This is a genomic window from Bacillus sp. FJAT-27251 (assembly GCF_001273925.1).
Taxonomy (GTDB): domain Bacteria; phylum Bacillota; class Bacilli; order Bacillales; family Cytobacillaceae; genus Mesobacillus_B.
On record NZ_LIGG01000001.1, the window covers coordinates 1,345,945 to 1,364,278 of the forward strand.

16 protein-coding genes, 2 tRNA genes, 1 pseudogene and 1 other annotated feature are annotated in these 18,334 nt (G+C 46.6%); of the genes and pseudogenes, 13 read left to right on the forward strand and 6 right to left on the reverse strand.

The features are described 5' to 3' along the window. Window positions 1-84, forward strand: a sequence feature (5S ribosomal RNA rRNA prediction is too short). A 68-nt stretch (window positions 85-152) separates the two neighbouring features. The 6 genes from ADU22_RS06370 to tsaD all read left to right on the forward strand — a co-directional run bounded on the left by ADU22_RS06370 (window position 153) and on the right by tsaD (window position 3,203). After that, window positions 153-226: transfer RNA gene (locus ADU22_RS06370), tRNA-Met, on the forward strand. A gap of 16 nt (window positions 227-242) precedes the next feature. Next, a tRNA-Asp gene (locus ADU22_RS06375) sits at window positions 243-318 on the forward strand. Window positions 319-559: 241 nt separating this feature from the next. Continuing rightward, a complete protein-coding gene (gene tsaE, locus ADU22_RS06380; RefSeq protein WP_053361398.1) occupies window positions 560-1,012 on the forward strand; it encodes a tRNA (adenosine(37)-N6)-threonylcarbamoyltransferase complex ATPase subunit type 1 TsaE in 453 nt (150 codons plus the stop codon). Beyond that, window positions 1,009-1,707, forward strand: coding sequence for a tRNA (adenosine(37)-N6)-threonylcarbamoyltransferase complex dimerization subunit type 1 TsaB (tsaB, locus tag ADU22_RS06385; RefSeq protein WP_053361399.1), 699 nt, complete (start codon window positions 1,009-1,011; stop codon window positions 1,705-1,707). Before tsaE ends, tsaB begins: the two co-directional genes overlap by 4 nt. Before the next feature lie 18 nt (window positions 1,708-1,725). Beyond that, window positions 1,726-2,175, forward strand: a complete 450-nt coding sequence (gene rimI / locus ADU22_RS06390; RefSeq protein ID WP_053361400.1) for a ribosomal protein S18-alanine N-acetyltransferase — start codon at window positions 1,726-1,728, stop codon at window positions 2,173-2,175. Next, complete coding sequence (gene tsaD, locus ADU22_RS06395; RefSeq protein ID WP_053361401.1) at window positions 2,172-3,203, forward strand: tRNA (adenosine(37)-N6)-threonylcarbamoyltransferase complex transferase subunit TsaD; 1,032 nt, start codon at window positions 2,172-2,174, stop codon at window positions 3,201-3,203. The genes rimI and tsaD overlap by 4 nt, the downstream gene beginning before the upstream one ends. A gap of 226 nt (window positions 3,204-3,429) precedes the next feature. Here the strand turns inward: tsaD and ADU22_RS06400 are convergent, their stop codons facing one another. After that, on the reverse strand, window positions 3,430-5,349 hold the full coding sequence (locus ADU22_RS06400) for an ABC-F family ATP-binding cassette domain-containing protein (RefSeq protein ID WP_053361402.1): 1,920 nt from the start codon (window positions 5,347-5,349) through the stop codon (window positions 3,430-3,432). A 175-nt stretch (window positions 5,350-5,524) separates the two neighbouring features. Between ADU22_RS06400 and moaC the strand changes: the two genes are divergently transcribed. Together moaC and ADU22_RS06410 are read left to right on the forward strand one after the other, a co-directional pair. Next, the gene (gene moaC, locus ADU22_RS06405) at window positions 5,525-6,022 is read left to right on the forward strand and encodes a cyclic pyranopterin monophosphate synthase MoaC (RefSeq protein ID WP_053361403.1); all 498 of its coding nucleotides are present in this window, start codon (window positions 5,525-5,527) and stop codon (window positions 6,020-6,022) included. 27 nt (window positions 6,023-6,049) lie between these two features. Then, window positions 6,050-6,700, forward strand: a complete 651-nt coding sequence (locus ADU22_RS06410) for a redox-sensing transcriptional repressor Rex (RefSeq protein ID WP_053361404.1) — start codon at window positions 6,050-6,052, stop codon at window positions 6,698-6,700. Window positions 6,701-6,750: 50 nt separating this feature from the next. Here ADU22_RS06410 and ADU22_RS06415 read toward each other — a convergent pair whose 3' ends face one another. Together ADU22_RS06415 and ADU22_RS06420 are read right to left on the reverse strand one after the other, a co-directional pair. Continuing rightward, on the reverse strand, window positions 6,751-6,951 hold the full coding sequence (locus tag ADU22_RS06415) for a YdiK family protein (protein ID WP_053361405.1): 201 nt from the start codon (window positions 6,949-6,951) through the stop codon (window positions 6,751-6,753). Beyond that, window positions 6,948-7,676, reverse strand: a complete 729-nt coding sequence (locus ADU22_RS06420) for a CPBP family intramembrane glutamic endopeptidase (RefSeq protein WP_053361406.1) — start codon at window positions 7,674-7,676, stop codon at window positions 6,948-6,950. Before ADU22_RS06420 ends, ADU22_RS06415 begins: the two co-directional genes overlap by 4 nt. A gap of 272 nt (window positions 7,677-7,948) precedes the next feature. On the opposite strand from ADU22_RS06420, the gene groES reads away from it, so the two are divergent. Further along, window positions 7,949-8,236, forward strand: a complete 288-nt coding sequence (groES, locus tag ADU22_RS06425) for a co-chaperone GroES (protein WP_046525609.1) — start codon at window positions 7,949-7,951, stop codon at window positions 8,234-8,236. Window positions 8,237-8,293: 57 nt separating this feature from the next. Further along, entirely contained in the window at window positions 8,294-9,928 is a 1,635-nt protein-coding gene (gene groL, locus ADU22_RS06430; RefSeq protein WP_053361407.1) for a chaperonin GroEL, read from the forward strand. 110 nt (window positions 9,929-10,038) lie between these two features. On the opposite strand, the pseudogene ADU22_RS25135 reads toward groL, so the two are convergent. From ADU22_RS25135 to ADU22_RS06440, 3 genes and pseudogenes are all read right to left on the reverse strand, one after another. Beyond that, window positions 10,039-10,146, reverse strand: a pseudogene (locus ADU22_RS25135) (integrase); the annotation flags it as partial. Window position 10,147: 1 nt separating this feature from the next. After that, a complete protein-coding gene (locus ADU22_RS06435) occupies window positions 10,148-11,653 on the reverse strand; it encodes a right-handed parallel beta-helix repeat-containing protein (protein ID WP_053361408.1) in 1,506 nt (501 codons plus the stop codon). 149 nt (window positions 11,654-11,802) lie between these two features. Continuing rightward, a complete protein-coding gene (locus tag ADU22_RS06440; RefSeq protein WP_053361409.1) occupies window positions 11,803-14,232 on the reverse strand; it encodes a beta-glucosidase in 2,430 nt (809 codons plus the stop codon). Window positions 14,233-14,462: 230 nt separating this feature from the next. Between ADU22_RS06440 and ADU22_RS06445 the strand changes: the two genes are divergently transcribed. The 3 genes from ADU22_RS06445 (at window position 14,463) to ADU22_RS06455 (ending at window position 18,121) form a co-directional block, all read left to right on the forward strand. After that, window positions 14,463-14,972 carry a YhcN/YlaJ family sporulation lipoprotein gene (locus tag ADU22_RS06445; protein WP_053361410.1) on the forward strand — a complete coding sequence of 170 codons (510 nt, stop codon included), beginning with the start codon at window positions 14,463-14,465 and terminating at the stop codon, window positions 14,970-14,972. A gap of 239 nt (window positions 14,973-15,211) precedes the next feature. Further along, window positions 15,212-16,261: a YheC/YheD family endospore coat-associated protein gene (locus ADU22_RS06450; RefSeq protein ID WP_053361411.1), complete on the forward strand. Its 1,050-nt coding sequence runs from the start codon at window positions 15,212-15,214 to the stop codon at window positions 16,259-16,261. A 117-nt stretch (window positions 16,262-16,378) separates the two neighbouring features. Next, on the forward strand, window positions 16,379-18,121 hold the full coding sequence (locus ADU22_RS06455; RefSeq protein ID WP_231687848.1) for a multicopper oxidase family protein: 1,743 nt from the start codon (window positions 16,379-16,381) through the stop codon (window positions 18,119-18,121). Window positions 18,122-18,334 lie beyond the last annotated feature (213 nt).

The window sequence follows — 18,334 nt, forward strand, 5'->3', positions numbered from 1 at the left end:
TCACACCCGTTCCCATGCCGAACACGGAAGTTAAGCTTCTCAGCGCCGATGGTAGTTGGGGGTTTCCCCCTGTGAGAGTAGGACGCTGCCAGGCTGATATTCATTCACCTTTTAAAGGTTTATGAATAGAATAGGATTAGGAATATTATCGACGCGGGGTGGAGCAGTCCGGTAGCTCGTCGGGCTCATAACCCGAAGGTCGCAGGTTCAAATCCTGCCCCCGCAATAATCCATTCCTGAAAGGTCCCGTGGTGTAGCGGTTAACATGCCTGCCTGTCACGCAGGAGATCGCGGGTTCGATTCCCGTCGGGACCGCCATTTTTAAAAGAATAATAGATTCATGAGAACGAAGCGGTGCTTTCGTTTTTTTTATTTTGTTAACTTCCCCTGCCAGGGTATTTTACTTTCTTTTTTGCCCGGCCTCAAAAAATCATGTACACTACATATAGGTCCATTTTATCCTTAGGAGAGAATCCTAAGGTTTTTTTGTATTAGGGAACTCTATCGGCTAAAATGAGGGTAAAATAAATAGATAAACAAGGATATAGGTGATATAGCAATGGCGCCATTTGAATTTATTTCTAAGTCTGAAGAAGATACGCAAGCCTTGTCCAAGCGCTTGGCTGAACTGCTAAAGCCGGGAGATGTAATTGCCCTGGAAGGTGATTTGGGAGCAGGGAAAACCACTTTTACAAAAGGGCTTGCCGAGGGACTTGGCATTAAGAGGAACGTTAATAGTCCGACGTTCACGATTATTAAGGAATATCAGGGAAGAATGCCCTTATACCATATGGATGTGTACCGAGTAGATTCTTCTGAGGACTTGGGATTTGAAGAATATTTTGAGGGAGAAGGAGTCACCGTTGTGGAGTGGGCGCATCTGATCGATGCCCAGCTTCCGGAACAGCTTTTGACCCTCCATTTGTATCACGGTGAGGAAGGAACCCGGAAAATCGTAGCGGAACCAAAAGGCCAACGATACGAACAGTTATGTAAGGAGCTTTTTTTATGAAGATATTATCAATTGATACCTCCAATTATGTCCTTGGGATTGGCCTTATTGACGATTCCCAGGTTATGGGGGAATACATTTCAAACCTGAAAAAAAACCATTCGGTACGGGTGATGCCAGCAATTCAAACACTTATGAAGGAATGCGGAATCAAGCCCGCCGACCTGGATAAAATCGTAGTCGCTAAAGGACCAGGCTCCTATACAGGTGTAAGGATTGGAGTTACGATAGCAAAAACCCTTTCCTGGACGCTGAATAAGCCGATTGCGGGTGTCTCGAGCCTCGAAGTGCTGGCAGCTTCTTCGGGCCGGTATTTTAATGGATACCTTTCCCCTCTGTTCGATGCACGCAGGGGGCAGATATATTCTGGCTTGTATCAATTCAGCAACGGAAGTATTGCTTCGGTTTATGAAGACCAGTTGGTCATGGCTGCAGACTGGGTAGAAAGGCTAAGGGAACTGAATGCCCCCATTTTGTTTTCTGGCAATGACTTGCCTCTTCATCAAAAAGTAATAAAAGAGGCATTAGGTGACAAGGCAATCATGGCAGAGATTACCGAGTATAACCCAAGGCCGGCAGAACTGGCCTTTTTGGGCCGAAACAGGCAGGATGAAGATCCGCATACTTTTGTTCCAAATTATATCCGCCTAGCCGAAGCAGAAGCCAAATGGCTTGAGTCGCAGAAACAACAATAAATTAATAGGAAGATGGCAATGAATAAAACGATCGCTTTTCGACAGATGGAAATCGATGATATCGACAAAATCCATGAGATAGAGTCCAAGTCCTTTGCTACGCCATGGAGCAGGGAGGCTTTTTATAATGAATTGACCAAGAACCGCTTTGCCCTTTACACGGTGATCGAACATGGAAGAGAGGTAGCCGGTTATTGCGGTGCCTGGATCATTGTGGATGAAGCACATATCACGAACATTGCCCTGCTTCCCGAGTTCCGGGGAATGGGTCTTGGGGAAGCACTTATGCGGAAAGTGATGGAGATAGCAAGGAAGATGGGAGTGCGAACGATGACATTGGAGGTCAGGGTCAGCAATGACAGGGCCCAGTCCCTGTACCGGAAGCTTGGATTTCAGGATGGGGCCATTAGGAAAAGATATTATACGGATAATATGGAAGATGCATTAGTAATGTGGGTGAAGCTATGAAATCGAAAAAAGACCAGTTGATATTAGGTATAGAAACAAGCTGTGATGAAACCGCAGTGGCACTTGTTAGAAACGGGAGGGAAATCATTGCCAATGTGGTAGCCTCCCAGATTGAAAGCCACAAAAGGTTTGGCGGGGTTGTGCCTGAAATTGCCTCCCGGCACCATGTCGAACAGGTTACCCTTGTATTAGAGGAGGCACTGAAGCAAGCAGGCACAGCAATGGAAGAGATAGATGGAATTGCCGTAACGGAAGGCCCAGGGCTTGTCGGTGCCTTGCTGATCGGCGTAAATGCAGCTAAGGCACTAGCCTTTGCCCATGATATCCCGCTGCTGGGTGTTCATCATATTGCAGGGCACATATATGCGAACAGGCTGGTAAAGGAAATGGAGTTTCCGCTCCTGTCCCTGGTCGTGTCAGGCGGCCATACAGAGCTTGTTTACATGAAGGAGCATGGACATTTTGAAGTGATTGGCGAAACAAGGGATGATGCTGCAGGGGAAGCCTATGACAAAGTGGCGAGGGTTTTGAATATGCCATACCCTGGCGGTCCGCATATCGACAGATTGGCTCATGAGGGACAGCCCGAATTGGATCTTCCTCGTGCCTGGCTTGAGCAGGGATCGTATGACTTTAGTTTCAGCGGCTTAAAATCGTCGGTTATCAACACTGTCCACAATGCAGAACAGCGCGGGGAAAAAATTGCACCCGAAACACTTGCAGCTAGCTTCCAGGCCAGCGTTATTGATGTGCTTGTCACAAAAACGGTGCAGGCAGCAAAAGAGTATAAGGTGAAACAAGTATTGCTTGCTGGCGGAGTAGCGGCCAATAAAGGTCTAAGAACCGCCTTGCAGGAAGAATTTAAAAAGCAGGAAAACGTTGAACTGGTTATCCCGCCGCTGTCTTTATGCACAGATAACGCGGCCATGATTGCCGCCGTCGGAAGTGTTATGTATGAAAAAGGCCAGCGTTCAGACCTTACCCTGAATGGTAATCCGGGACTGGAAATAACTATCCACAATGATTAATAAGGAAATTTTTCTGTTTAACAGAAATTTCTGTGGATAACCACTTGATAAATACAGGATATTGTTGATAATGTGGATAAAAAAGCGTGTTTTTGTGGATATTGTGGAAAACAGTTAAAAACTCGCTAAGATAGCATGATTATTTGTGAATAACTCTGTGAATAAAAAAATCCCGGGACTGTTCCCGGGATTTTATTTTTGTCTAGCTCGAGCGCTTACGCTTTTCTTATTCGGCAATCTCCGCCCACTCTTCCACCAGAGCCTCGATTTGCTGCTTTGAACTCTCAAGTTTTTCATTCAGCTCGGCCACTTTTTGGTGGTCCTGGAAGATTTCCGGATCGCATAGGAGTTCTTCGAAATGGGAGACATCGGCCTCAAGGGTTTCAATGGAAGCTTCAATTTCTTCGATTCGTCTTTTGCGCTGGCGTTCCAGCTTTTTCGCTTCCTTATCCTGTTGATAACTTGTTTTTACGGATGGAACAGGTGAAGAGGGTACCTTTTTTTGAGCTGATAATGCCTCAAGTTCTTCCTGCTCCAGTTTTTTCTCGAGATAATAATCATAGTCTCCCAGATATTCAGTGGCAGCACAGCTTTGGAGTTCAATCACTTTTGTGGCAATCCTGTTGATAAAATAACGATCATGCGAAACAAAAAGGATTGTGCCTGGATAGTCGATCAGGGCATTTTCAAGCACTTCCTTGCTGTCCAGGTCCAAATGGTTCGTTGGCTCGTCCAGGATCAGGAAGTTTGCCTTTTCCATCATCAGTTTTGCCAGTGCAAGGCGTGCTTTTTCTCCACCTGACAAGGAGGAAACAGTTTTAAGGACATCATCTCCCGAAAACAGGAAATTGCCAAGCACGGTGCGAATGTCTTTCTCCGGTTTGAGGGGATATTCATCCCATAACTCGTTTAGAACTTTCTTTTTGGATGTAAGCTCAGCCTGCTCCTGGTCATAATAGCCTATGGAAACATTGGATCCATATTGGATTTCCCCTGCCAATGCCGGCAGTTTATCGACAATTGTCTTCAACAGCGTCGATTTGCCAACACCATTGGGACCGACTAGTGCAATGCTGTCGCTCCGGTTAATACGAAGAGAAATGTTCTCTGAAATCTTTTCAGTTCCATAGCCAATCGCCAGGGTGTCCACCTTTAAAACGTCATTGCCGCTTTGGCGTTCAATATCAAACGAGAAGGAAGCCGATTTTTCATCCCCGGCAGGGCGGTCAATCCGCTCGATTTTTTGCAATTGCCTGCGCCGGCTCTGGGCCCGTTTTGTCGTGGAGGCTCGGGCCAGGTTCCGCTGGACAAAGTCTTCCAGTTTGGCAATTTCATCCTGCTGCTTCTCGTACAATTTTAAATCCCGTTCATAGTTTTCAGCCTTCTGGTCCAGATAGGAACTGTAATTCCCATGGAACCTGGTGATTTTATGGCGGGACAGCTCAAAGACCTGGTTGACAACCTTATCAAGAAAATACCGGTCATGGGAAACAATCAGAATCGCCCCTGGATAACCCTGGAGATACTGCTCCAGCCAGGACAGGGTCTCAATATCCAAGTGGTTGGTCGGCTCATCCAGGATCAATATATCGGGACGGGACAGCAAGAGCTTGGCAAGAGCAAGCCTTGTTTTCTGGCCGCCGCTCAGAGTGGATATTTTCGTGTTATAATCAAAGGAGCCGAAACGAAGCCCGTGAAGAACAGACCGGATATCAGCTTCGTATTGATAGCCTCCCAGGTCTTTAAACTGAACCTGTAAAAGGTCATATTCCTTAAGGATCTGCTCATAACGGGCGCTATCGGGGGAAGTGCCGGAATCAGCCATTTCTCCTTCCAGCTTCCTGAGATCCTGTTCCATTTTACGAAGATCGTTAAAAACGGTCAGCATCTCTTCCCAGATGGACTTGCTGGATTCGAGGCCGGTATTTTGGGCCAAATAGCCGATGGATACGCCCTTTGGCCTGATGATTTCACCGCTGTCATAGCTGGAGTGGCCAGCGATGATTTTCAGCAGCGTCGATTTTCCGGCGCCATTGCGTCCCACGAGGGCAACACGATCCTGTGTCTGTATCTCGAGTTTAATATTTGATAAAATCAATTCTGCGGCAAAGTATTTTGTCAGTTGATTTACCTGTAATAAAATCATATTTTTCACCTCAAATGCTTAACCTTAGTGTACCTGATTGAGTATATCCCGGCAAATAAGGTGAGGTTTTTGAGCTTTTTTCAGAGAAAAGGAATGCAAATATGTGAAAATAGATACAATGTTCATACACAATATTGGCAAAATAGTGTATAGTTTTGTTGAAAGGAGCTAGAAAATGGCAGAGTTTACTCATTTTAATGAAGAAGGCAGGGCCAAGATGGTCGATGTCAGTGCGAAACCTGAAAGTGTGCGGACGGCCATTGCCCGTTCCAGCATCATTGTAAATAAAGAAATCTATGAAAAAATAAATGAAAATAAAATGAAAAAAGGCGATGTTTTGGCTGTTGCCCAGGTAGCCGGCATCATGGCATGCAAAAAAACATCCGAAATCATTCCTATGTGCCATCCGCTGCCCCTGACAGGGATTGATATCTCTTTTTCATGGGAAGAAGCGAGAGCCGATGAATATATTCTGGACATCTCCGCGTCTGTGAAAACAAAAGGGAATACGGGAGTGGAAATGGAAGCGTTAACAGCCGCCTCTGTTACAGCTCTCACTGTTTATGATATGTGCAAGGCAGTCGACAAGGGCATGGTCATAGGCAAAACATATCTTGTCGAAAAGACAGGCGGCAAAAACGGCGATTTTAACCGGGAACAAAAATTGAGATAATGACAGTTATAGAAGGGGGGGTGGAGAATGTCAAACGAGACGATGAAAATTCCGCAGGCAACGGCAAAAAGGCTTCCGCTGTACTATCGCTTTTTACTAAACCTGCATTCTTCAGGAAAACAAAGAGTGTCATCCGCTGAACTAAGCGAGGCGGTCAAGGTTGATTCGGCTACCATTCGCAGGGATTTCTCCTATTTTGGCGCCTTGGGGAAGAAGGGGTATGGCTATAACGTCAACTATCTCCTGACATTTTTCCGCAAGACACTCGATCAGGATGAAACCACCAAGGTAGCCTTGATAGGAGTGGGAAATCTCGGTACGGCATTTTTACATTATAATTTTTCCAAAAACAATAATACCAAAATTGAAGTCGCATTTGATGTCGATGAAGAGAAAATTGGCACACAAATTGGCGATGTGCGCGTTTGTTCCATGGATGACCTTGAAAAAGTGATCATTGAGCAGGAAATACAGGTAGCCATCCTGACGATTCCCTCAGCGGTTGCACAAACCATCACCGACAGGCTTGCCAAGTCCAATATTAAAGGGATCCTCAATTTTACTCCGGCAAGGCTCAATGTGCCGCCATCCATCCGGATCCATCATATCGATCTGGCGGTCGAACTTCAGTCCCTTATTTACTTCCTTAAGCATTATCCATCGCCTGAGGAAGAATAGGAAAACAGCCAGTGCGCATGCAAGCCCACTGGCTGTTTCGTTTATCCAGGTTACTTTTTCTGGATCGCTTTCAATTTAAAGTGGAAAAGAATCATTCTGATGCCTGACCCGAGGTCGAAAGTCGCAATCACGACCAGCAGGTAGGAAAAGAACCCCCAGCCTTGGTCATTCACATTCTGCACGGCAAAATAGGTGAACAGAAGCCCAAGGATGAGATAGACAATGCCTGAGAATAAAGGCGAGCGTTTCATAGAAGTCCTCCAATAAAGCCTTGAATTTGTTCTGCTTCCTTAATCATTCTCTCCAAATCCTCGCGGAATACAGATTGAACCAGGACGACAAGGGTGTTCATCGCGACATGGGCAAAAATCGGGACGATGATCCTTTTGGTTTTCACATAGAGGAAGGCAAAGGTAAAGCCCATGGCGGAGTATAGGATCACATGTTCCGGTTCAAAATGAGCCAGCGCGAAGATGACTGAGCTGGTCAGGGCTGATAAAAAGAAGCCGAAGCGCTTATGAAGGCTGCCGAAAATAACCTTCCGGAACACAATTTCTTCCAAAATCGGTCCCAGGACGGAACTGACCAGGATGATAATCGGGAACTGCTCAATCAGGCGGATGATTTGTTCTGTATTGTCCGAGCCCATTTCAATCCCCAGCATATTTTCAATGCTTGCCGCCATGCTCTGGGCGAACAACGCCAGGAAAATACCGAAAACACCCCACATAACTGAACGGAACGGGCCGGCAGCATCCCGCAGATCCGCTTGCGGTTCCCTCCTCAGCAGAAGGATAACGATGACCAGTGTTAGCGAAAAGCTGAAGACCAGCCAATATGGTACAGCGAGAAGCTGCATTTCATTCAATTCCATTCCCATCATCGTGCCGATGAATACAAACAGCGGAACGCCTATGAAGCTTGATAGCTGCATGGCAATATAAGCAATTAAAATGAACCAGTATTCCTTTTTCAATAGTATTGAGTCTCCTTTGTTTGGCTATCCTTCTATTTTCCAATAAAACATATCAAAGTTCAAATGGTAGGCTGTAAGGAATTTTTGCCTTTCCAGGGTTAAAAAAAGGAAATGGGCCTATACTGTATATGGCAGAAAAAATCGAAAAATATTTTAACTTGAAGCTTGCAAAATAATGGGGGATTATTTAATATATAAATTGTGTTAGCACTCAATTGAGGAGAGTGCTAATAATCCATTAAATTACATATTATTTGAGGAGGTTGTTTAACTTGATCAAGCCATTAGGTGATCGCATTGTAATCGAGCTTGTTGAGTCTGAAGAAAAAACTGCAAGCGGTATCGTTTTACCTGACTCAGCTAAAGAGAAGCCTCAGGAAGGCAAAGTTGTAGCTGTAGGTTCAGGCCGTGTTCTTGAAAGCGGAGAGCGCGTTGCTTTGGAGGTAAACGTTGGCGACCGCATCATCTTCTCAAAATACGGTGGTACAGAAGTGAAGTACCAGGGTACTGAGTACCTGATCCTGCGCGAGAGCGACATCCTGGCAGTAGTAGGCGAATAAAGCTACCCGGGACATTAGAATAGAAATTAGCGAAAATCACGAGGAGGTTTTTATACGATGGCTAAAGAGATTAAGTTTAGTGAAGAAGCGCGCCGTGCGATGCTTCGCGGAGTTGACACTCTTGCGGATGCCGTGAAAGTTACTCTTGGACCAAAAGGACGAAACGTGGTTCTTGAAAAGAAATTCGGTTCCCCGCTTATTACGAACGATGGTGTAACCATTGCAAAAGAAATCGAATTGGAAGACGCTTTTGAAAACATGGGTGCGAAGCTTGTTGCTGAAGTAGCAAGCAAAACAAACGATGTAGCCGGTGACGGTACAACTACTGCGACTGTACTTGCACAGGCCATGATCCGTGAAGGCCTTAAGAACGTTACAGCTGGTGCAAACCCAATGGGCATCCGCAAAGGGATTGAAAAAGCGGTTGCCACTGCAGTTACAGAACTAAAAGCCATTTCCAAGCCAATCGAAGGCAAGGAATCCATCGCTCAGGTTGCTGCCATTTCTTCAGCTGATGAAGAAGTAGGCCAACTGATTGCTGAAGCAATGGAACGCGTTGGCAACGACGGCGTCATCACAATCGAGGAATCCAAAGGGTTCACAACTGAACTGGACGTAGTAGAAGGTATGCAGTTTGACCGCGGATATGCTTCTCCATACATGGTAACTGACTCCGACAAGATGGAAGCAGTTCTTGAAAATCCATATATCCTGATCACTGACAAGAAGATTGCCAGCATCCAGGAAATCCTTCCTGTACTTGAGCAAGTGGTACAGCAGGGCAAGCCATTATTGATGATTGCTGAAGATGTTGAAGGGGAAGCCCTTGCTACATTGGTAGTCAACAAGCTTCGCGGAACATTCAACGCTGTTGCTGTCAAGGCTCCTGGCTTCGGTGACCGCCGCAAGGCTATGCTTGAAGACATCGCTGCCCTAACTGGCGGAGAAGTCATCACAGAAGAGCTTGGCCGCGACCTCAAGAGTGCAACAATCGACTCTCTTGGCCGCGCTGCGAAAGTTGTTGTTTCCAAAGAAAACACGACAATCGTTGAAGGTGCTGGAGACAGCGCGCAAATCGGCGCACGCGTCAACCAGATCCGCGTTCAATTGGAAGAAACAACTTCCGAATTCGACCGTGAAAAACTTCAGGAGCGCCTTGCTAAATTGGCAGGCGGCGTTGCAGTCATCAAAGTTGGTGCTGCTACTGAAACAGAATTGAAAGAGCGCAAACTTCGCATCGAGGACGCCCTTAACTCAACTCGCGCTGCAGTTGAAGAAGGAATCGTATCCGGCGGTGGAGTTGCCCTTCTGAACGTATACAACAAAGTTGCTGAGCTTGAGGCTGAAGGCGATGTACAAACTGGTATCAACATTGTACTGCGTGCAATGGAAGAGCCAGTGCGCACAATTGCGCACAACGCAGGCCTTGAAGGCTCTGTCATCGTTGACCGCCTGAAGCGCGAAGAAATCGGCACAGGATTCAACGCTGCTACTGGCGAATGGGTGAACATGATCCAGGCTGGTATCGTTGACCCAACTAAAGTTACTCGTTCTGCTCTTCAAAACGCAGCAAGCGTTGCGGCTATGTTCCTGACAACTGAAGCAGTTGTCGCTGACAAGCCGGAGCCAGCTGGTGCAGGCGGCGGAATGCCTGACATGGGCGGAATGGGCGGAATGGGCGGCATGATGTAATAAGGGTTTTGAAACCTTGTTATATCAACGTCTAAAATAACAATATGCTTTTTTGTCCTCGGATTTGTCCTCGTTTAATAAAAAACAGGCGACCTATGACAAAAAGTTAACTATAGGGGAAGGCCTTCCATCAGTTTACAGAACTGTTGGGAGGCCTTTTCTTCCATATTGGCAGTCATGTGAGCATAGATATTCATTGTCGTATTAATATCTGTATGTTTATGGACAAGCCTGGCTTACGTCTATCTCGTCGGCCACCCTCAACTCGTTTCCTTCAATGCCGTCAAAAACGTTTTCTATTACGCAGAGGTTCTTCCCGGCATCGATCCTGATGCCATTGGCGGCCTGTCGAATGACGTTGCCCTTGATCCTGATGTCTGACGGGATTCCTTTACCCCGTCCGTCTGCACCGCGGTCCCTGATGAGGCGGATAGCCGAGAACTTGTCAGTCCCTCCAGTTATGTGGTTGTGGTGCAACTTTGTGCCTGGCGCATTACGGACCTCGATGCCGACCCGCGAATCATCCCCAGCTGTGATCCTGTTGTCCTCAATAAGGGTGTCAGGAGTTCCCAGAATGACGAGAACTCCTTGACGGTTTCCAATCAAGTCGTTGGAATGCACCCAGTTTCCAGGACCTGAGGCATCATGCTTGTTCTTTGCCCCGCCGGAATTGCCGAGTGCAATCCCCGCCCGCTGCCCGCCAACGACCGTGTTATCCCGGATCTCGTTCAGGTATTCACCCTCGCCGTGCAGGTCGATGGCATCGAGGATGCTGCCGGTGATGGTGTTCTCCGCCACGAGATTATTGTGCGTGGGAAACTGCAGTAGAATGGCATGCCGCAGATGCCTGCCATCGAAGGTATTGCCGATGACGACGTTGTGTCGGGAATCGTTGGCGGCATTTGGGTCGTGCTGATTCGCTGAGCCCTCGATAGCGATTCCATAGCCCTGTCCCCCGGGACCAACGGCAGTTGCCTCACTTAAAGAGTTTCCAGTTAGAATCACTTCACGGCTGGCCTTGACTGATATCCCGTGGCGCTTGAACCTGCGTATGCCCAGACTCTTTACAATGATCCGGGAGCTGGCCTTCCCTTCGTGAGCTCCGAGGTAGATCCCGTACATAGGTCCTCCACCCGCGCTGCCGTTTTCGGGGTCATCGCCGAGTGGTTCCTTATAACGGGAAGTAATGGTGAAATCAGCGACGATGACGTCGTGGACACCGGAGCCGCGTATCACCCTGCTGTCATCCTCACCGTCAAAGGAGGTCAGCAGCACGGTGCTCTCCTGACCCTCGCCCCGCAGGTCCACGCCGCTGCGCAGCACGATGTTCGCCGACTCATCGGCCGGGTCAGTGGTGCGCAGGTCATATGTGCCAGCCGGCATTAAGACCTCGTCACCCGGTTCGGCCGCATCCAGGGCCTTCCTGATGGCTGCTGCGTCATCTTTTGAGTCGGGTTCCGGATCTGCCCCGAAGTCTGTGACGTCCAAAGTCCGGCCCGTAGCCGGACCCGGCTTCGGCACCTCTATAGGCTTGCCGGACCGGTCCGCCAAGCCGGGGGCCTTCCAGTCGCCGCGCTCGGCCGGGGCTTGTTCCACAGCTTCCTCGCTCTCGACTGGCTTGTCAGGTTCCTTCGCGGTGCATGCGGTCAAGAGGACTACCAGGCCAAGAACTACCCACCACGAATTCGCCAAACTTCGCCCGCTGTTCCAAACTGATTTCTTCATGACTTCTCACGTCCTTACTGAAAAATTATTCATCCTTCTCGTCGCTCATGGAGACAAGGAGAAAAGCGGTGAGCCTGCTCGCTCACCGCTTTTGGGATGTTTTGACGGCCTCTGCCGGCCAACGGCATCATCCCATGATCAGGGGCCTATTACTTAGCGTTTCCCTTGCCTTTGCCTTTTCCGTTATTCTTTTCGAGTTTGAAGTTCAACGGAATCTCCTTTACAAGCGGAGTATCTGCCGAGGAACCACCGACATGTACGCGGTACTTTCCGTCAGCGGTTGCCCACTTTCCATCAGCCCAGTTCGCCAGGTTGTCCGGCTCTGCCGGGATAAAATAGGAGAATGGGTGATTGGAGTCTGCCTGGTTAATCCTTAATGTCATCGTCTTGCTCTCACCTGGCTTAAGGTCAACCTTCTCAAAATTTACGAGCCGCTTAGCCGGCTGCCCAGCCTCGTCCGGCAGGGTTAGATAGACCTGTGCCGCTTCTTTGCCGGCAACGTCACCGGTGTTCGTGACGGTGAAAGTCACGTCAACCCCGGACAACGAGCCTTTGTTGCCGCGGACCCTCTTCACCTTGAGGCCGTCATATTTGAAGGTCGTGTACGATAGACCGAATCCGAAAGGGAAGGCCGGCTTTACATTGTTGGCCTCGTACCAGCGGTAACCCATCTGCAGGCCTTCGGTGTACTGGGCGATCAACTGTTGTGAACCGTTTCCATACGGGCCCGGGCCACCAGTCTTTCCGGTGTTCTGACGAGTTCCTGGGTACTGCTTCTCGGTTGCGAAAGCGGCCTCTCTCGCGTTGGCACCAAACGTCATAGGCAGCTTTCCGGAAGGATTGACCTTCCCGTAGAGCAGATTGGCGACAGCATTGCCATCTTCCATGCCCGGGAACCACGCCTCGAGTACGGCAGGAACCTGATCCAGCCACGGCATGAGCACCGTACCAGAGGTCTTCAGGATCACGGCAGTGTTCTTCGCGTTTGCCTTCAGGACTGCATCGATTAGCGGTTCCTGCTTCACCCAGTTCTTTTGGTTCTTGTCGAGGGGGATGGCCGGGAAGCCGAGAGTCTCGCGGTCGATGGTCTCAGCCGGGGTGTCGCCGACCATGAGCAGCACGATGTCAGACTGTGAGGCCAGTTTGGCAGCAGCCTGCGGGTTACGGCCATCATTGTACGTCACCTTGGTGTTGTAGCCCAGCTCCTTAATAACGTTTTCCAAGCCCTGCTGCGGGGTGACCGTGTAAGGGGTCACGACGGTCTCGTTGTTTATCCGAATGGAGCGCGGGGACATCTTGGCTGTACCTGCGAACCACTCGACGCCGATCAGCGCAATCGATTTCGGTTTGCCGTCCAATGGCAGGAAGCCGTTTTCGTTCTTCAACAGCACGGCCCCTTCCTCGGCCATCTTCCGAGCGCTCGTACCATTAGCCTTTGAATCGACGATTTCAGGCATGAACTTGTTAAAGGGCTTATCCATATGGCCAAATTCAATCATCTTGATGTACCGTGGACGAAGCAGATTGTCGATGTCGTTCTCGGTCACCTGGCCAGAATCAAGGGCCTTCCTGATTTTATCCTGGGTGTAGTACTGCGGTGCCCAGTCGAGCTCGACATTCGTGCCTGCCTTAATAGCAGAGACCGTGTTATGAATCGCGCGGCGGTCACTCATGACATAACCGTTGAAGCCCCATTTTTTGCGCAAAGCATCCTGAAGCAGTTCAGAACTGTCACAGGCAAAAGTGCCATTGACATCCGGGAACGAACACATCACAGAAGCTGGATTCGCATCCTTAGCGGCCATCTCAAAGGGCAGCATATACAGCTCATTCATGGCACGAGAGGGAACCTGTACACCCATCGTCCATCGCTCAGTTTCCTGCTCGTTGCCTGCCAGATGCTTAAGCTGAGCCTGAACCCCCTGGGCCTGAATTCCTTTGACCTGCTCGGTCGCCAGTATACCCGTCAGGTATGGGTCCTCACTGAAGTACTCATAGTTACGGCCGTTGTAAGGGTGACGCACGAGGTTCATGCCCGGTCCGAGCATCACGTGATGTGCAAAGGCCCGGGTCTCCTCTCCAAGGATTCGGCCGGCCTCATTGTTTAGCTTACGGTTGAAAGTCGCAGCCATGGCCAGGGTGGACGGCAGGCCCGTCGCCAATGGGTCATTGCCGCACGATCCGCCCTTCACACCCGTCCCGCCGTTGGTCATGCGGATTGTGGGGATTCCCAGTTCCTTGATCCCTTGGATTTGCCGTCCGGTGTCCTGCCACTCACATCCTGGCAAAGTGCCTTTGGGCTCGAATACTCCGTTCTGGTATTTGCTGGTACCCCCCCTGTTGATGACGACCGTCTCACCGGTGTCGTTCTCATTGAAGCGCGAGATGACGATTTGCTGCATTTTCTGATCGATTGTCATCGCATCGAGAAGCAGCTCGGTACGCTTTGCAGCAGAGAGCTTGGTGTTCATCCAGGGCTTGTTCCCTTGGGTCCCAACGTCCGCCGCAAAAGTAGGCACAACTAACGTAGACATGAAGAGTATTGCTGTCAAAAAAAATGTAATAATTCTTTTTATCATTTTAATATCTCCCTTACTTTGTAAATTTCTCCCTCGCTATCTATAATGTCTTTCCGTTTTGAAATAATTCGTTAAACATCTTCACTTCTGAAAATAAAAAAATGAATGGCGCTTACCCCAAATGGGGAAATTTCTGAAGCATGAGAATGGTTCGGGGTCGCTGAAAACACATGCATACTGAAGAATAAGTGGTGGCAATATAAAAGGGTGTAAAGCAAAGGAGGGTTTTTATGAAACGAATAGCAATAGTTTCCGTTGCATTAACAGCTTTGCTCCTATCAGCTTGTGGTGTTAATAATGATGATACGAATGACACCGCAGTCCAGGATCGTGATAAACAGGCAAAGGTCAATAATATTGGTAATGATTTGCCTAATGGATCTAAAGCAAACAATAGGAATGAAGCTGATAACAATCTCACTAATACAAATAATGGCAACAATGATACACAAAGGACGAAGCTTGCAGGCCAAATTGAGGCTGAAGTTGTTTCAATGAATGAAGTTAATCAGTCTAGTGTTACTATAAAAAATAATAATGCTTATGTAGCTGTACAACTTGATAATAACAATAAGGACCTTTCCAAGGACACTGCACAAAGAATAGGAAACCTAGCAAAATCAATTGACCCTAATATTGAAAATGTATATATATCGGTTAACCCCGATGGCTCAGTTAACCCCGATGCCTCTGATCGAATGAATGAACTTTCAAATGATAGCCAGTGGACATCCAATTGAAGAATTCTTTGAGTAATTTGAAAATGCTGTACGTCGTGTTTCCAGCACCTTTACCCTTTGATGCATAACCATTTTTAATTAATCTACTGACATAAAAAGCCTCACAAAAGTTCACTGAACTCTTGTGAGGCTTTTTTTATTTACAATTGTGTTCGTTTACCTAGTACGCTTAAATTTATCAGTCATATATTACAACTAAATGATTTTTTTATAAGTTAAACACAAAGCAGGTGTGTTTCATGAGTGATTTACCATTAATCGGAATTATGGTTATGAACAGAAAGAACCGAAAAAAAACTTTACAATTGTATAACAATTTTAAAAACGGTTTGAATATGGACTTATTTTGTTTTACTCCACAGGATATTGAATGGGTTGACCGCAAGATAAGAGGAGTATCTTTAGGAAACAATCAATTAAAAACCAACATGTTTCGGTTTCCTGATGCTGTCTATAACCGCTGCTATAGAAAAAGAGCAAAAACATTACGGGAAATGGAAAAACATATTGGTGAAAACAAATGTTTTAATTGGATTACGCGTTTTAATAAGTGGCGTATTTATAACATAATGTCGAATGCCAAATTAGATAAATATCTTCCCAAAACATGTTTATTTAAGCCAGAAACATTAATGGAGCAGTTAAATAAGGAAAGACGGTTAATATTGAAGCCTGCATATGGTTCCCTTGGCGGACAAATCTATTTAATAGAATTAACAGACAATCATATAGTCAATATTTATCGAGATACTTTAGTGCCTATGTACAGCTTTAGCGATAAGAAAATGTTGATTAAAAAGGTGACCGAGATGATTGGCCAAAAGGATTTTATTATTCAGAGAGAAATCCAGATGGCAAAAGTAGATGGGAAAATGATGGATTTAAGAATATTAGTGCAAAAGGGTATAAGTGGAAATTGGGAAGTTACAAACGGAATTAGCAAGGTAGCTCCATATAACTTTTTTGTTACAAACCATTGCGAGAAGATTTATAGGATGGAAGAAGTGCTTAAAATATTAACTAGCGATTTGAAAAAAACAGACCCATTGTTAAACGAAATATATGAAGCAAGTATAAAAACAGCTCGAAAATTAGAAGCAGACATTGGTGTGTTAGGAGAAATAGGAATTGATATGGCCATCGATAATGCGGGCCGTATATGGATAATAGAAGTGAATGGCAGGCCCCAAAAAAACATGTATCATAAAATAGCAGGAAATGATGACAATGATATTGCTCCCATTTATCAACGGCCGTTAGAGTATGCCTATTACTTGGCGCTAAAATAGGCGACAAGAATTATCGGCAGAGTAGGTATTTTAATTAATTTAAATAATATAAACGATTTCCCTATTACGAATAGACTTTAAACACCATTTGCTGATATAGAAAGGAGTGAAAAAACATTGATCAATCCGAATGATATACCAAAATTCTTAAATCAGCTGGTGGTCCCGCCTGCATTTAGTCCAAAACTAATTAGGGGAAAAAAGTCGCGTAAGGTAATCGGGCACAAGTACAAGGTAGAGGTGAATGAATTTCAGCAACAGGTTCTTCCAGAGGGGTTTCCCAAAACAACTGTGTGGGGGTATGGAGGGAAGGTAAAGGACCCATTAACAGGAAAACGGGTCTTTTTTCAGAATTACCCCGGACCTACGTTTGAGGCAGTTAGAGGGTTACCTGTCCATGTCGAATGGATCAATAACCTTAAAGGTCCCCACTTGTTTCCGGTTGATCCCACATTACATTGGGCAAACCCAAATGACTTTCATCCACAAGGTCCGCCTTTTAATCCGTTTCCGCCAGGATACGTTCAGGCACAATCTCCTGTTCCGATTGTAACTCATTTACATGGCGGTGAAAATCCCTCAGCTTATGATGGTCACCCTGAAACATGGTTTACTGCCAATGGAATAAAAGGTCCCGAATTTGTTACTCGTAAGTACACTTACCCGAACAAACAGCAGCCAACGACCCTTTGGTATCATGACCATGCATTAGGGATTACCCGCCTGAACGTAATGGCAGGGCTTGCCGGCTTTTATCTATTAAGAGACCGGTATGATCCGATTGCTCCGCTGCTGCCAAGCGGTGAATTTGAAATCCCGTTAGCGATTCAAGATCGCACCTTTAATGAGGACGGCTCTTTTTTCTATGATCAAGTGGGCGTGAATCCGGATATCCATCCATACTGGGTACCTGAATTTTTTGGTAATACCATTGTGGTCAATGGGAAAGTATGGCCAAACCTCAATGTGAAACCTCGACAATACCGTTTTCGAATTTTAAATGGGTCCAATGCGCGTTTCTATAATTTGTCCCTTTCCAACAACCAGTCATTTACTCAGATTGGAAGTGATGGAGGTTATCTGCCTGAGCCGGTGGAGTTAAATTCACTGTTAATTGCTCCAGGGGAAAGGGCTGATGTACTCATTGACTTTTCCTTGCTTGCTCCAGGAACACAGCTCATCCTGACAAACGATGCAAATGCACCTTTTCCTGATGGTAGTGCACCGGATCCAAATACAGGCCAAGTAATGCAATTCACAGTTATATCTGATACACCAACATCGCCAAATGTACTGCCGTCAACTCTAAATACAATTCCTGATTTAACTCCTTCTAAAACAAGAACATTGACATTAGTTGAACGAATGGGTCCAAATGGTCCGGTAGAACTGTTGCTTAATGGTCAACCATGGGATAGTCCAGTTACTGAATTACCGAGAGCTGGAACGACGGAAGAGTGGCAAATTGTTAACACCACAGGTGATACGCACCCAATTCATCTTCATTTGGTTCAATTCTTGCTTAAGAATCGGCAAGATATGGATACCGGGACGTATTTGGGAGACTGGATCGCACTTAACGGTGGAGAAGAACCCCCTTACGAATCAGAACCGAAACAATTGCCAGTCGAGTCTTATTTAACAGGTCCCCAATTGCCGCCTCCGGCTAATGAAAGCGGATGGAAGGATACAATCCAAATGAATCCGGGGCAAGTCACTCGAATTTTGGTTCGGTTTACTTCACAGGATGGGTCGCCATACCCGTTTAACACAAGTGCTGGACCAGGGTACGTCTGGCATTGCCACATCCTGGAACATGAAGATAATGAAATGATGAGACCATACAAGCTTGAGCCATAACTCTCTAAAAGAGGCTTCCCATAAGTCGAGAAAACTTGCGGGAAGCTTCTTTTTTCATTTCTTAGATAAACATTCTTGCCATGTTCAAGACCTCTCAAACTTCGGCAGCTTTAAAACTCAGCTGAGCAATCGGGTTAATTTGAAATAACATAAAGGTTTGGATATACTTGAATTGTAGGACAATTTTAGTTGTCTTAGAATGACCTAAAGGAA